Here is a 12894-nt window from a genome sequence, read left to right as displayed (position 1 = left end):
TATGCCCTTCAAGCGTCCCGTTTCCGTTCTGATAGTGATTTACGCGCAGGACACGAAGCGGGTGCTGATGTTGCAGCGGCGCGATGACCCTGATTTCTGGCAGTCGGTCACCGGCAGTCTGGAAGAGGGTGAAACTGCGTTGCAAGCTGCCGCGCGTGAAGTAAAGGAAGAGGTCGCCATTGACGTTGCCTCAGAGCCGTTGGCCTTAATTGACTGTCAGCGCACGGTAGAGTTTGAAATCTTTACGCATTTACGTCATCGCTATGCTCCGGGTATCGAGCGCAATACCGAATCGTGGTTCTGTCTTGCGCTGCCCCATGAACGTCAGATTGAGATAAGTGAACATCTCGCCTGGCGTTGGGTTGCTGCCGCTGAGGCGGCCGCGCTCACCAAGTCGTGGAGTAACCGGCAAGCGATTGAAGAATTTGTAATTAACCTTAATTAGTTTTCCCAAGAATTTACGTTCTCAGGACGGCGGCAAGTCCGGGAATCACCCTGAATTTACGTGAGTAAGTGATGGGTGTGAGCGGGCGCAACCAACACGCCTAAGGGCGTAAAGGCGACGGGAAGTGGAGAATTATTTATGGCAGGTCATAGCAAGTGGGCCAACACCAAACACCGCAAAGCGGCACAGGATGCCAAGCGCGGTAAAATCTTTACCAAAATCATCCGCGAGCTGGTGACGGCAGCCCGTCTGGGTGGCGGCGATGCCGCATCTAACCCGCGTCTGCGTGCGGCTATCGACAAAGCGTTGTCCAACAACATGACGCGTGACACCCTGAACCGCGCCATTGCGCGTGGCGTTGGTGGTGACGAAGACGCGAACATGGAAACCATCATTTATGAAGGTTACGGCCCTGGCGGCACCGCGGTAATGGTGGAATGTCTGTCTGACAACCGTAACCGTACCGTGGCAGAAGTGCGTCATGCCTTCACCAAAACCGGCGGCAACCTCGGCACCGACGGTTCCGTTGCGTATCTGTTCAGCAAAAAAGGCGTGATTTCCTTCGAAGCGGGCGATGAAGATGCGGTAATGGAAGCGGCACTGGAAGCCGGAGCAGAAGACGTCGTGACCTATGATGATGGCGCGATTGACGTGTATACCGCGTGGGAAGAAATGGGCGCAGTGCGCGATGCACTGGAAGCTGCGGGTCTGAAAGCGGACAACGCGGAAGTGTCGATGATCCCTTCGACCAAAGCCGACATGGATGCAGAAACAGCACCGAAACTGCTGCGTCTTATCGACATGCTCGAAGACTGCGATGACGTGCAGGAAGTCTATCACAACGGTGAGATCTCTGATGAGGTTGCAGCTACGCTCTAATGGGGCAGCTTAACACCACCACCGGAGGCGCGTGATGTCCATCATTCTCGGTATTGACCCGGGCTCGCGCGTCACTGGTTACGGCGTCATTCGCCAGGTCGGACGGCAGTTAACCTATCTTGGCAGTGGATGCATCCGCACCAAAGTAGAAGACCTGCCGTCGCGCCTGAAGCTGATATACGCAGGCGTATCGGAAATTATCACCCAGTTTCAGCCTGATTTTTTTGCCATCGAACAGGTGTTTATGGCCAAAAACGCTGACTCCGCGCTTAAGCTCGGACAAGCGCGCGGGGCGGCGATAGTGGCGGCTGTAAATCAGGATTTGCCGGTGTTTGAGTATGCGGCACGTCAGGTGAAGCAAACCGTGGTCGGAATTGGCAGTGCGGAAAAAGCGCAGGTGCAGCATATGGTGCGAACCTTGCTGAAACTGCCCGCTAACCCCCAAGCCGATGCCGCCGATGCGCTGGCGATTGCCATCACGCATTGCCACGTGAGCCAAAACGCAATGCAGATGAGCGACTCTCGTCTTAATCTCGCCCGCGGAAGATTACGTTAAATCCTATCAAATCAACCGCAAACGTCGTTTACGGTTGATTCATCTCTTGTGGATGGCTCGCATAAACCATTGATAGCGAACGATGGTGCCACAGACTGGCGGGTGTCACCGTTTTCCGTTCCCATGGAATGGCACCTAAAAACCAAAATTTCCAGAAATTTAATTTCGCATCAGGATTGCTATTTAACAATTCGCTGAATGTTTCGACGTTGCCAATATTTACCGATAACGCCTCTTTATAAATATCAAAAACAAATTTCGAACAAAATTGCTTCGAAGATTCATAATCAAATCCGGTATGATAAATTTTGCGTAATCTTGTGGGGACCTGGTCCAACAATGCATCTTTCTGGGTGGGGGATAATCCTTCTGCCAACCGTTTGATGCAATACCGCTGACAGGCAGAACGCTTGATGAAGCGGCTCAGAGAGGTGGTTGTTGAAAGGGGAACACGGCTTTCGGCAACGACATAATCATCACCATCATGTCCTATAATTATTCCAACATGATTGCTCCAGCAATTTGAGGCGGCAGAAATTTGTCCGAAAAGAGTCGTGCCAATACAGGTAAATACGACATCACCAACCTCATATTTTTCTGGGTAATGTTTAGGCATTATTATATTCCTTTAAATAATGATAAAGATGAAAAGTCATTATTGGGTATATTATTTTTTTAAGCGAAAGTAGCAACCACAGAATTGTGGAAAAGCGTTAAATTGCCCCTTGTCGCGCGATTTCCTCACGCCAGCAGAAATCTCGCTGGATATTTATCCAGTCTTTTTTTATGATATAGCATTCGAACTTTGTCCCCAACGCAGGAGCGTCACGTGATCGGTAGACTCAGAGGCATCATTCTGGAAAAACAACCCCCACTGGTACTACTCGAGGTGGGTGGCGTTGGCTATGAGGTGCATATGCCAATGACCTGTTTCTATGAACTGCCCGAACAGGGCAAAGAGGCCATCGTGTTTACGCAGTTTGTGGTACGTGAAGATGCGCAACTGCTGTATGGCTTTAACAATAAACAAGAACGCACACTGTTTCGTGAGTTGATTAAAGTGAATGGCGTCGGTCCGAAACTGGCTCTGGCTATCCTCTCCGGCATGTCGGCACAGCAGTTTGTGAATGCCGTTGAACGCGAAGAAATTGGCTCTTTGGTCAAGCTGCCAGGCGTGGGTAAGAAAACCGCTGAGCGCTTAATTGTTGAAATGAAAGACCGCTTTAAAGGCCTGCATGGCGACCTGTTTACTCCGGCGTCCGATCTGGTTCTGACCTCCCCGGCAAGCCAGGCCACTGACGATGCCGAGCAGGAAGCGGTTGCCGCGCTGGTGGCACTGGGCTATAAACCACAGGAAGCCAGCCGGATGGTGAGCAAAATCGCCACCCCGAATGCCAGCAGTGAAACGCTAATCCGCGATGCGCTTCGCGCCGCGATGTGAGGTAACGGATGATTGAAGCTGACCGCCTGGTCTCTGCAGGCAGCGTCGTACCGGAAGATGTTGTTGACCGCGCTATTCGCCCCAAGCTGCTTGAAGAGTATATCGGCCAGCCGCAGGTACGCTCGCAGATGGAAATCTTTATCCAGGCGGCGAAGCTGCGCGGCGAAGCGCTCGATCATCTGCTGATTTTTGGCCCTCCGGGACTCGGCAAAACCACTCTCGCAAACATTGTCGCCAATGAAATGGGGGTCAACCTGCGTACCACGTCAGGTCCGGTGCTGGAAAAAGCGGGCGATCTGGCCGCAATGCTGACCAACCTTGAACCGCATGACGTGCTGTTCATCGATGAAATTCACCGCCTCTCGCCGGTTGTGGAAGAGGTTCTGTATCCGGCGATGGAAGACTATCAGCTGGATATCATGATTGGAGAAGGGCCGGCCGCGCGGTCGATCAAAATCGACCTGCCGCCGTTCACCCTGATTGGAGCCACTACCCGTGCGGGCTCGCTGACCTCGCCGCTGCGTGATCGTTTTGGCATCGTACAGCGTCTGGAGTTCTATCAGGTGCCCGATCTGCAGTATATCGTCGGGCGCAGTGCGCGTTTCATGGGGCTGGAAATGAGTGACGAAGGGGCGCTGGAAGTTGCGCGTCGCGCGCGTGGTACTCCGCGTATCGCCAACCGTCTGCTACGTCGCGTGCGTGACTTTTCCGAAGTGCGACACGACGGCACCATTTCCGGCGATATCGCTGCGCAGGCGCTGGATATGCTGAACGTGGACGCGGAAGGTTTCGATTATATGGACCGTAAGCTATTGCTGGCGGTAATCGATAAATTCTTCGGCGGCCCGGTGGGGCTCGATAATCTCGCGGCGGCCATTGGTGAAGAGCGCGAAACCATTGAAGATGTGCTGGAACCGTTCCTCATCCAACAGGGTTTTTTACAGCGCACGCCGCGTGGCCGCATGGCGACGGTACGTGCCTGGAATCACTTCGGAATCACCCCGCCCGAAATGCCCTGAACCGCAGATGTAACGCATGAAAAAACCGCCTCACTGGGCGGTTTTTTTACTCATGCTCAGAATAAACATCGCGGCGGCGCACAGCACCACTGACGGCCCGGCGGGCGTATCGTAGAAAGCCGAGAACGTCAGGCCACCGGTGACGGCAATCATTCCCACGCCGACGGCAATTCCCGCCATCTGTTCTGGCGTCCGCGCAAAGCGACGGGCGGTTGCCGCTGGAATGATCAGCAGCGAGGTGATAATCAGCGCCCCGACAAATTTCATTGCCACACCAATGGTTAACGCGGTAACCAGCATCAGCAACAGCTTGACCCGTTGCAGCTTCACGCCATCAACGAACGCCAAATCAGGACTGATGGTCATCGACAGCAAATTACGCCACTGCCACAGCAAAATCGCCACCACTACCATCACGCCCAACGCAATGGAGATGAGATCCTGCGGGGTGACGGCTAACAGGTCGCCGAACAGATAGGCCATCAAATCCACGCGCACGTTGGACATCAGGCTAACCACCACCAGGCCCAGCGATAATGCGCTGTGGGCCATAATGCCGAGTAGGGTATCGATAGCCAGATGTGGGCGACGCTCCAGCCAGACCAGTCCGCCAGCCAGCAGCAAAGTAATGGCAATCACCGCATAAAAAGGATTCACGTTCAGCAGCAGGCCAAACGCCACGCCCAGTAACGAGGCATGGGCGAGGGTATCGCCAAAATAAGACATCCGACGCCAGACCACGAACGAGCCCAGCGGCCCGGCCGCGCAGGCCAGCATCACACCGGCCAGCCAGCCGGGAAACAGTAATTCAATCATGGGCGGTCGTTCCCTCGGCGCAACACAATGCGTCCTTGTAAGTCGTGACGGTGATTATGCTGATGGCGATAAATACCCAGCTGTTGCGCGCCGCGCGGGCCAAACATCGAAATAAATTCTGGATGCATCGACACCACTTCCGGCGTGCCGGAGCAGCAGATGTGATGATTCAGGCACAGCACTTCGTCCGTTTTAGCCATCACCAGGTGCAGATCGTGGGACACCATCAGCACCGCACAGTCGAGTTCAGCGCGCAACTGATCGATAAGATCATATAATGCGACCTGACCGTTCACATCCACCCCTTGAGTCGGCTCATCAAGCACCAACAGCTGCGGACGGTTGAGCAGGGCGCGGGCCAGCAATACGCGCTGTGTTTCCCCGCCGGAGAGTTTCTGCATCGGGGCTTCCATCAAATGGCCTGCCTGTACGCGTTTCAGCGCCGGGAGGATATCGTCTTTGCGGGTTCCCGGGCGCAGGCGCATAAAGCGGTTAACCGTTAAAGGGAGCGTCGCGTCGAGGTGTAATTTTTGCGGGACGTAGCCAATCCGCAATTTGCCCTCTCGCTTGATGAGCCCGGCATCCGGTGCTACCAGCCCAAGAACCACCCGGACGAGCGTCGACTTTCCTGCACCATTTGGCCCAAGAAGAGTAAGAATTTTGCCGGGCTTAAGCGCCAGCGAGATATCAGACAGCACGCGGCGCTGACCGAAGGCGACGGAGACATTTTCGAGCGTTACAAGATTCGTCATCACAATTTGAGGTTGCACAAGTCAGTGAATGTTATAATATCACACTTCTTTCATTCATTACGATGATAATACGCATTATGTTACATAAAAAGACGCTTCTTTTCGCTGCATTATCCACCGTTATTTGGGGCACGGCTGCGACCCAGGTCAATGCCGCCGTTGTTGCCTCACTCAAGCCTCTCGGATTTATCGCATCTGCTATTGCCGACGGTGTCACAGATACCCAGGTTTTACTGCCTGACGGCGCATCCGAACATGATTACTCGCTGCGTCCAAGCGATGCAAAACGCTTACAAAACGCCGACTTAGTGGTATGGATTGGTCCAGAAATGGAGGCATTTATGGACAAGACAGCTACCGCATTCCCTGAAGCAAAAAAGGTTACGCTTTCGACGCTGCCGGGAGTGAAACCGCTGCTCATGAAAGGCGCTGACGATGATGATGACCATCACGATCATGACCACGGTTCTGCCGAAAAAGGTGATGCAGATCACCATCACGGGGAATACAACATGCATCTGTGGCTTTCACCAGAGATAGCGCGCCTGTCGGCGGTTGCAATCCACGATAAATTAGTGGAACTTATGCCGCAAAGTCGAGCCAAACTAGACGCCAACCTGAAGGATTTCGAGGCACAATTAGCCGCGACCGATAAGCAGGTGGGTACCGAGCTGGCACCGTTGAAAGGAAAAGGGTATTTCGTTTTTCATGACGCTTATGGCTACTTCGAAAAACACTACGGAATGACCTCGCTGGGGCATTTTACCGTCAACCCTGAAATCCAACCCGGTGCGCAGCGTTTACATGAAATAAGAACACAGTTGGTTGAGCAAAAAGCGACCTGCGTTTTTGCTGAGCCACAATTCAGGCCGGCAGTGGTGGAAGCGGTAGCCCGCGGAACCTCCGTTCGAATGGGAACGCTGGATCCGCTTGGTACCAATATCCCGTTGGGCAAAGCGAGTTATCCCGCTTTTCTGACTCAACTGGCGAACCAATATTCGAGCTGCCTGAAAGGAGATTAACGAGGAAGTGAATACGTGCAACAGATAGCCCGCTCTGTCGCCCTGGCATTTAATAATTTGCCGCGGCCCCACCGCGTTATGTTGGGGTCGTTGACCGTTTTGACCTTAGCGGTCGCCGTATGGCGACCGTACGTGTACCACCCCCATTCATCCACGGCCCCGATTGTCAGAACCATTGAGCTCGAAAAGAGCGAAATCCGTTCTCTGCTGCCTGAAGCCAGTGAGCCTATCGATCAGGCCGCACAGGAAGATGAAGCCATCCCACAGGATGAGCTAGACGATAAAGTGGACAGCGATGCCGGGGTGCACGAATATGTCGTCTCAACGGGCGATACGCTCAGCAGCATTCTTAACCAGTATGGTATTGATATGGGTGATATCAGCCAGCTGGCCGCCGCGGATAAAGATCTGCGTAACCTCAAAATCGGACAACAACTCTCGTGGACGCTCAACGCTGACGGCGATTTACAGCGTCTGACATGGGAAATGTCCCGCCGCGAAACCCGTACCTACGATAAAACGGCAAACGCGTTCAAAATGAGCAGCGAAACGCAGCAGGGCGACTGGGTCAATAACGTGTTTAAAGGCACGGTTGGCGGCAGCTTCGTGACCAGCGCGCGAAATGCCGGTTTAACCAGCACCGAAGTCAGTGCGGTGATCAAAGCCATGCAGTGGCAGATGGACTTCCGCAAACTGAAGAAAGGCGATGAGTTCTCGGTGCTGATGTCTCGCGAAATGCTGGACGGTAAGCGTGAACAGAGTCAGCTGCTTGGCGTGCGTCTGCGCTCCAATGGCAAAGATTATTACGCCATCCGTGCAGAAGACGGCAAATTCTACGACAAGAACGGTACCGGTCTGGCAAAAGGCTTCCTGCGCTTCCCGACCTCGCGCCAGTTCCGCGTGTCCTCCAACTTTAACCCGCGTCGTCTGAACCCGGTGACCGGGCGTGTTGCCCCGCATAAAGGCGTCGATTTTGCCATGCCGCAGGGTACACCGGTATTAGCCGTGGGTGACGGTGAAGTGGTGGTAGCGAAACGCAGCGGGGCGGCAGGTTATTACGTAGCGCTTCGTCATGGGCGTACCTACACCACCCGCTACATGCACCTGCGTAAACTGCTGGTGAAGCCGGGGCAAAAAGTGAAACGCGGTGACCGTATCGCGCTGTCGGGTAACACCGGGCGTTCAACCGGGCCGCATCTCCACTATGAAGTCTGGATTAACCAGCAGGCAGTTAACCCGTTAACGGCGAAGCTGCCACGGACCGAAGGGCTGACCGGTTCCGATCGTCGTGATTACCTGGCCCAGGTCAAAGAGGTGGTTCCACAGCTGCAAATTGACTGATTATTGTGCTTCTAAAGCCGATGCCTGAGCGGGCATCGGCTTTTTCTTTTGTGCCAGGCCTGGCACGTCGCTAAACTATCAGCATCTTTCTCTTTTCCCGGTACGACTCTGGAACAGGCATGGAAACGAAAAAAAATAACATTGAGTATATTCCTCAGTTCGAAAAAGCCTTTTTACATCCGTGCTATTGGGGATCATGGCTGGGTGTACTGGCCTTCGCCGGGATTGCGCTGACGCCCGCTTCGTTCCGCGATCCGATTCTTGGCGCACTGGGGAAAAAGGTCGGTCGGCTGGCAAAGAGTTCCCGACGCCGGGCGCAAATCAATCTGCTGTACTGCTTCCCGGAAAAAACCGAGGCTGAGCGTGAGGCCATCATTGATGAAATGTATGCTACTGCTCCGCAGGCAATGGTTATGATGGCGGAGCTCGGGCTTGGCAATCCGAAGAAAATCCTGCAACGCGTTGACTGGCACGGCATTGAAATCATCGAGGAGCTTCAGCGTAACAACGAGAAGGTTATCTTCCTTGTACCGCACGGTTGGGGCGTGGATATTCCGGCGATGCTGATGGCCTCGAAAGGGCAGAAGATGGCGGCGATGTTCCATAACCAGGGCAACCCGGTGTTTGATTACGTCTGGAACACCGTGCGTCGCCGCTTTGGCGGGCGGATGCACGCGCGAAATGACGGAATTAAGCCATTCATCCAGTCGGTCCGGCAAGGATATTGGGGTTACTATTTGCCCGATCAGGACCACGGTGCGGAACACAGCGAATTCGTCGACTTCTTCGCTACCTACAAGGCAACCCTGCCGGCGATTGGCCGCCTGATGAAAGTTTGCCGGGCGCGAGTCGTTCCGCTGTTTCCGGTCTACGACGGCAAAACCCATCGCCTGACGGTAGAAATTCGTCCGCCGATGGACGACCTGCTAACGGCCGATGACACGACCATTGCCCGGCGCATGAACGAGGAAGTGGAAGTGTTCGTCACACCGCATACCGAGCAATACACCTGGATCCTCAAACTGCTCAAAACCCGCAAGCCGGGTGATATTGAGCCGTATAAGCGCAAAGACCTGTTTCCGAAGAAAAAATAGCAACGCGTTAAGCGCGCTGTTTCTTAACATTAAATCAGCGTCGGCCAACCCCGGCGCTGTTAATGCGATAGCGTAAAGAACAACCCGGTCAATGCGGCACTCAGCAAATTGGATAACGTGCCCGCGAGGATCACCTTCATTCCCATTTTGGCTATGAAGCTTTTCTGAGCAGGGGCAAGGCTCCCCAGTACGCCGATGAGCGCAGCAGGAGAGGACAGGTTGGCGAATCCCGCCAGCGCCATAACCACGATGACCTGTGAATACTCAGATAGCTGGGCTTTCATTGGGATAAAACTGGTGTAGGCGACAAACTCATTCAGGACTAGCTTTTGCCCCAACAGATTGCCCACGGACAACATCTCGGTAGCAGGCACGCCAAGTAGCCAGGCGACGGGGGCAAAAATATAACTAAAGATAAGTTGCAGTGTGAAACCCTGAATGCCCACCAGACCGAATGCCCAGCCCAATAATCCATTCACCATCGCTATCAGCGCAATAAGCGCCAGCAGCATCGCCCCGACGTTGACGGCAAGCCTGAGTCCTGTGCTGGCACCGTTTGTCGCAGCCTCAATGATGTTAATCGGTTGCTCTTCAGTGCCGAATGCCGTAGTCGACACATCGGCCACGTTGTGAGGTTCCGTTTCCGGGAACATGATTTTGGCCATGAGCAGTCCACCAGGCGCAGACATAAATGAGGCGGCCACAAGATAACGGATCTCTATACCCATACTGGCATACCCGACCAGCACCGATCCGGCGATGGAAGCCACCCCTCCGCACATCAACGCAAAAAGCTCAGACTGCGTCATTTTCGGCACATAGGGGCGCATCAGCACAAACACATCGGTATTGCCCGCGAAGATGTTTGCCGTGGCGGCCATCGATTCTGCGGGACTTGTACGCAATACTTTGTGGATCCCATTGCCGAGCAAACGGATAACCCATTGCATGATCCCCAGATAATAGAGCACAGAAAAAAGGGCGGACATGAAAATGATAATCGGCAGAACATGGAACGCGAAGACAAAACCGACTTTGAAACGGCCTAAATCGCCAAATATAAAATTAATGCCCTCTGATGAGTAATTTAGCATTCCCGACAGAGCAGTAGAAATACTGAGCAGAATACGTTCACCCGCGGGTACGTAGAGAATGAAGGCCGCAATAGCCGCCTGAATCGCGAATGCGCCACCCACAGTACGAATGTTAATGGCTCGCCTATTTTCAGAGAATAAAAGTGCGATGGCTAACAGAACCACGATCCCCGCACAGATAATGACGATTTTCATATCGGGTCCTTATCGGCGTTGATGAGTTGATAAAACATGTCTTTAAACAGCTCGTCACGCTCAATAAATTTGACGACCTGAATCAGATGTCGCCGATTATCGAAGCTCCACGCGAGGTTATCGTTTATCAGCGGTGAAGGTCGCAGTTCAGTGGTGAACCAGTCTGAATTGAGCACAAAGCCGAGGGTAGTGATATCCCAGATCACTTTTCGGGAGGCGAAACCTATCCATGGACAGGGTGGTGCAATACTCGCAAAGTAGTTGCCTATCTGGCTGCTGTTTGCCAGGTAATACTGAATTTCGGGTACCGATGAGGCCATGCAGTTGGCTACCCCAAAGCAGGGGATTTGGGTCAAGGCGACGCCGCTGTTAAACAGAACTCTACTGGCGCGCAGATCCTGCATCAAATTAAATTCCTGATTATCTTTCCAATCGTAACTGTTGCCGCCCAGCCAGATAACATGAATCTTATGGATAATGTCGGGAGCCTGAAGCAGAGCGCTGGCCACATTGGTGGGTGCGCCGATCGCAATGACCTGCAATGTGTCGGAAGACGCGCGAGCACGAGTAATTAAATCCCGTGTAGCGGCAGTGGACTCAGGCTCCGATTGCTCGCTGAGATAGCGAGTTGCGCCTTTGAATGCCGGTGGCGGATTTTTACACTGAGGCAGCTTTTCGAATACCCGGTGTATTTCCTCATAGCTGAGTTGCATACCTGTTGCCGGATTATCGACAAAGGTATGAGACGCATTCTCGCCAAAAAAATGATTTGTATAAGGGGCGGCATAAATAGCCTGAAGATCGAGACGGTCGGGTCTTAGCATTCCCCAGGCTATCGCCATTTGGTCGTCAATCTCATTAAATGTATCACTATCAATGACCATCGGGATCTTGCCGTGGAGGGGAATAGTCATCAGGTCCATGCGTTCGGTACGCGAAAGTTTGGGAAACAGTGGGGCGGTCATTGTGAACTCCTGTCTTCAGACATTTTCTCGAGGACTTTTGTGTGCTCTGGCATATTTGCCGCACCGGACCGTTCAACCGCAAGGGAGGCAAATGCGCTGGCATAGCGAATAGCAAGGTCAAGGCTGTCACTATTGGCCAAACGAGCTGCTAATGCGCCATTGAAGGCATCACCGGCACCGGCAGTATCAATATTTACGGCGGGAAAAGCCGGATATTCACGATGTTGCTCACCATCGAACATCCAGCATCCTTGCTTGCCGAGGGTAATAATGACGATGCGGGGACCCAGCAAACGAATTTGTTCAGCGGCCTGGCGAATATCCTGCCTGGTGTGAATCGACATGGAGGTTATCGCCTCTGCCTCCGTCAGATTGGGCGTCACGATGGTGGCGAAAGGCAATAAATCGTGGGCTTCTGGTCGCCACGGTGCAGGGTTAAAAATGGTGGTCAGACCACATTTGTAAGCGTAGGTCAGTGCCTGTTCGCTGGCCTGCGGATTATTTTCCATCTGGATAAGAAAAATATCTGATTCTGCAATTGTGGTATGGCATGACGTTATTTCGGCGCTGGAGAGTGTTTGATTGGCTCCGGGGTTAATCACGATAGCATTGTCGCCTTCGGCTTCTGAGACCATCACAACGGCGCTACCGGTCGGACATTCTGGATGGGTGAAAAGCGTCAGTGAGGCCAGCCCAATGGTTTCGAGAAATAATCGGGCCTTATGGGCATACTCATCTTCACCCAGCTTGGCGACAAAGTGGGTGGCAGCCAGGGCGTTAACCGATGCCACGGCCTGATTACATCCTTTCCCGCCCGGTAAGCAGCAAGAATATAATGCTCTGGTGGTTTCACCCGAGGTTGGAAAATGTGCCAGTCGGTAAACCAGATCAGTATTAAATGAACCCAGAATAAAAACCTTTCCTTTTTTCAAGGTGGATGAGGTCTGGATAGTGTTTGTCGAAACATCCATATTATTATGCAGCGAAAGAGAATCATTCCAATAAGGTGTAGTGCCCATTTGATTAAGCAATGATGCTCCACCGTAATGAATGTTAATATTTCCTGTGCGTTGCAATTCCAACAAATCACGGCGAATGGTTCTTTCCGAGACATTTAATTGGTTGGCGAGTGTTTTTACGGTGACTTTTTTAAGCCGTCTTATTTCTGTGAGAATAAAGTCGCTTCTCATTTTTTTGTAGTTATAAGGCATGGCAATGCTCTTTACTGGATGGCATGACCTCGAGTGGTTGGAGCGCATATTAACCACGTGGTCG

14 protein-coding genes are annotated in these 12894 nt (G+C 52.9%); 8 read left to right on the top strand and 6 right to left on the bottom strand.

Features of this window, described 5'->3' with window-relative positions; translation table 11 throughout:
• Nucleotide 1: 1 nt before the first annotated feature.
• From nudB to ruvC, 3 genes are all read left to right on the top strand, one after another.
• Nucleotides 2–445 carry a dihydroneopterin triphosphate diphosphatase gene (gene nudB, locus SIK69_RS08595; protein ID WP_319627839.1) on the top strand — a complete coding sequence of 148 codons (444 nt, stop codon included), beginning with the start codon at nucleotides 2–4 and terminating at the stop codon, nucleotides 443–445.
• Between the two features lie 138 nt (nucleotides 446–583).
• The gene (locus SIK69_RS08590; RefSeq protein ID WP_319627840.1) at nucleotides 584–1324 is read left to right on the top strand and encodes a YebC/PmpR family DNA-binding transcriptional regulator; all 741 of its coding nucleotides are present in this window, start codon (nucleotides 584–586) and stop codon (nucleotides 1322–1324) included.
• A 34-nt stretch (nucleotides 1325–1358) separates the two neighbouring features.
• Nucleotides 1359–1880: a crossover junction endodeoxyribonuclease RuvC gene (gene ruvC / locus SIK69_RS08585; protein WP_319627841.1), complete on the top strand. Its 522-nt coding sequence runs from the start codon at nucleotides 1359–1361 to the stop codon at nucleotides 1878–1880.
• A 28-nt stretch (nucleotides 1881–1908) separates the two neighbouring features.
• Here ruvC and SIK69_RS08580 read toward each other — a convergent pair whose 3' ends face one another.
• On the bottom strand, nucleotides 1909–2496 hold the full coding sequence (locus SIK69_RS08580; RefSeq protein WP_319785889.1) for a YebB family permuted papain-like enzyme: 588 nt from the start codon (nucleotides 2494–2496) through the stop codon (nucleotides 1909–1911).
• A 213-nt stretch (nucleotides 2497–2709) separates the two neighbouring features.
• On the opposite strand from SIK69_RS08580, the gene ruvA reads away from it, so the two are divergent.
• Together ruvA and ruvB are read left to right on the top strand one after the other, a co-directional pair.
• The gene (gene ruvA / locus SIK69_RS08575; protein ID WP_319627843.1) at nucleotides 2710–3321 is read left to right on the top strand and encodes a Holliday junction branch migration protein RuvA; all 612 of its coding nucleotides are present in this window, start codon (nucleotides 2710–2712) and stop codon (nucleotides 3319–3321) included.
• An 8-nt stretch (nucleotides 3322–3329) separates the two neighbouring features.
• Nucleotides 3330–4340 (top strand): Holliday junction branch migration DNA helicase RuvB, encoded by a 1011-nt coding sequence (gene ruvB, locus SIK69_RS08570; RefSeq protein ID WP_319627844.1) that lies wholly within the window; start codon nucleotides 3330–3332, stop codon nucleotides 4338–4340.
• 30 nt (nucleotides 4341–4370) lie between these two features.
• Here the strand turns inward: ruvB and znuB are convergent, their stop codons facing one another.
• Together znuB and znuC are read right to left on the bottom strand one after the other, a co-directional pair.
• A complete protein-coding gene (znuB, locus tag SIK69_RS08565) occupies nucleotides 4371–5156 on the bottom strand; it encodes a zinc ABC transporter permease subunit ZnuB (protein WP_319627845.1) in 786 nt (261 codons plus the stop codon).
• Nucleotides 5153–5908, bottom strand: a complete 756-nt coding sequence (gene znuC / locus SIK69_RS08560) for a zinc ABC transporter ATP-binding protein ZnuC (RefSeq protein ID WP_319627846.1) — start codon at nucleotides 5906–5908, stop codon at nucleotides 5153–5155. The genes znuB and znuC overlap by 4 nt, the downstream gene beginning before the upstream one ends.
• Before the next feature lie 77 nt (nucleotides 5909–5985).
• Between znuC and znuA the strand changes: the two genes are divergently transcribed.
• From znuA to lpxM, 3 genes are all read left to right on the top strand, one after another.
• Nucleotides 5986–6930: a zinc ABC transporter substrate-binding protein ZnuA gene (znuA, locus tag SIK69_RS08555; protein ID WP_319785888.1), complete on the top strand. Its 945-nt coding sequence runs from the start codon at nucleotides 5986–5988 to the stop codon at nucleotides 6928–6930.
• A gap of 15 nt (nucleotides 6931–6945) precedes the next feature.
• Nucleotides 6946–8271 carry a murein DD-endopeptidase MepM gene (gene mepM, locus SIK69_RS08550; protein ID WP_319627848.1) on the top strand — a complete coding sequence of 442 codons (1326 nt, stop codon included), beginning with the start codon at nucleotides 6946–6948 and terminating at the stop codon, nucleotides 8269–8271.
• A 119-nt stretch (nucleotides 8272–8390) separates the two neighbouring features.
• Nucleotides 8391–9365: a lauroyl-Kdo(2)-lipid IV(A) myristoyltransferase gene (gene lpxM / locus SIK69_RS08545; RefSeq protein WP_319785887.1), complete on the top strand. Its 975-nt coding sequence runs from the start codon at nucleotides 8391–8393 to the stop codon at nucleotides 9363–9365.
• Between the two features lie 59 nt (nucleotides 9366–9424).
• On the opposite strand, the gene SIK69_RS08540 is transcribed toward lpxM, so the two are convergent.
• The 3 genes from SIK69_RS08540 to SIK69_RS08530 are packed head-to-tail and all read right to left on the bottom strand — an operon-like array spanning nucleotide 9425 to nucleotide 12830.
• A complete protein-coding gene (locus SIK69_RS08540) occupies nucleotides 9425–10654 on the bottom strand; it encodes a NupC/NupG family nucleoside CNT transporter (RefSeq protein ID WP_319785886.1) in 1230 nt (409 codons plus the stop codon).
• Nucleotides 10651–11619: a nucleoside hydrolase gene (locus SIK69_RS08535; protein ID WP_319785885.1), complete on the bottom strand. Its 969-nt coding sequence runs from the start codon at nucleotides 11617–11619 to the stop codon at nucleotides 10651–10653. The genes SIK69_RS08540 and SIK69_RS08535 overlap by 4 nt, the downstream gene beginning before the upstream one ends.
• The gene (locus SIK69_RS08530) at nucleotides 11616–12830 is read right to left on the bottom strand and encodes a PfkB family carbohydrate kinase (protein ID WP_319785884.1); all 1215 of its coding nucleotides are present in this window, start codon (nucleotides 12828–12830) and stop codon (nucleotides 11616–11618) included. Before SIK69_RS08530 ends, SIK69_RS08535 begins: the two co-directional genes overlap by 4 nt.
• Nucleotides 12831–12894 lie beyond the last annotated feature (64 nt).

The sequence above is a fragment of the Scandinavium lactucae genome, from assembly GCF_033843265.1.
Classification (GTDB): domain Bacteria; phylum Pseudomonadota; class Gammaproteobacteria; order Enterobacterales; family Enterobacteriaceae; genus Scandinavium; species Scandinavium lactucae.
The sequence above is the reverse complement of the archived record's forward strand: the minus strand, read 5'-3'. Positions and strand labels throughout refer to the sequence as shown.

Excerpts from the sequence above, each read along its gene's own strand:
- ruvB (WP_319627844.1), top strand. The coding sequence starts at position 3,330 with ATGATTGAAGCTGACCGCCTGGTCTCTGCAGGCAGCGTCGTACCGGAA.
- ruvC (WP_319627841.1), top strand. The coding sequence starts at position 1,359 with ATGTCCATCATTCTCGGTATTGACCCGGGCTCGCGCGTCACTGGTTAC.
- SIK69_RS08580 (WP_319785889.1), bottom strand. The coding sequence starts at position 2,496 with ATGCCTAAACATTACCCAGAAAAATATGAGGTTGGTGATGTCGTATTT.
- znuA (WP_319785888.1), top strand. The coding sequence starts at position 5,986 with ATGTTACATAAAAAGACGCTTCTTTTCGCTGCATTATCCACCGTTATT.
- znuB (WP_319627845.1), bottom strand. The coding sequence starts at position 5,156 with ATGATTGAATTACTGTTTCCCGGCTGGCTGGCCGGTGTGATGCTGGCC.
- lpxM (WP_319785887.1), top strand. The coding sequence starts at position 8,391 with ATGGAAACGAAAAAAAATAACATTGAGTATATTCCTCAGTTCGAAAAA.
- SIK69_RS08535 (WP_319785885.1), bottom strand. The coding sequence starts at position 11,619 with ATGACCGCCCCACTGTTTCCCAAACTTTCGCGTACCGAACGCATGGAC.
- SIK69_RS08530 (WP_319785884.1), bottom strand. The coding sequence starts at position 12,830 with ATGCCTTATAACTACAAAAAAATGAGAAGCGACTTTATTCTCACAGAA.
- znuC (WP_319627846.1), bottom strand. The coding sequence starts at position 5,908 with ATGACGAATCTTGTAACGCTCGAAAATGTCTCCGTCGCCTTCGGTCAG.
- SIK69_RS08590 (WP_319627840.1), top strand. The coding sequence starts at position 584 with ATGGCAGGTCATAGCAAGTGGGCCAACACCAAACACCGCAAAGCGGCA.
- SIK69_RS08540 (WP_319785886.1), bottom strand. The coding sequence starts at position 10,654 with ATGAAAATCGTCATTATCTGTGCGGGGATCGTGGTTCTGTTAGCCATC.
- nudB (WP_319627839.1), top strand. The coding sequence starts at position 2 with ATGCCCTTCAAGCGTCCCGTTTCCGTTCTGATAGTGATTTACGCGCAG.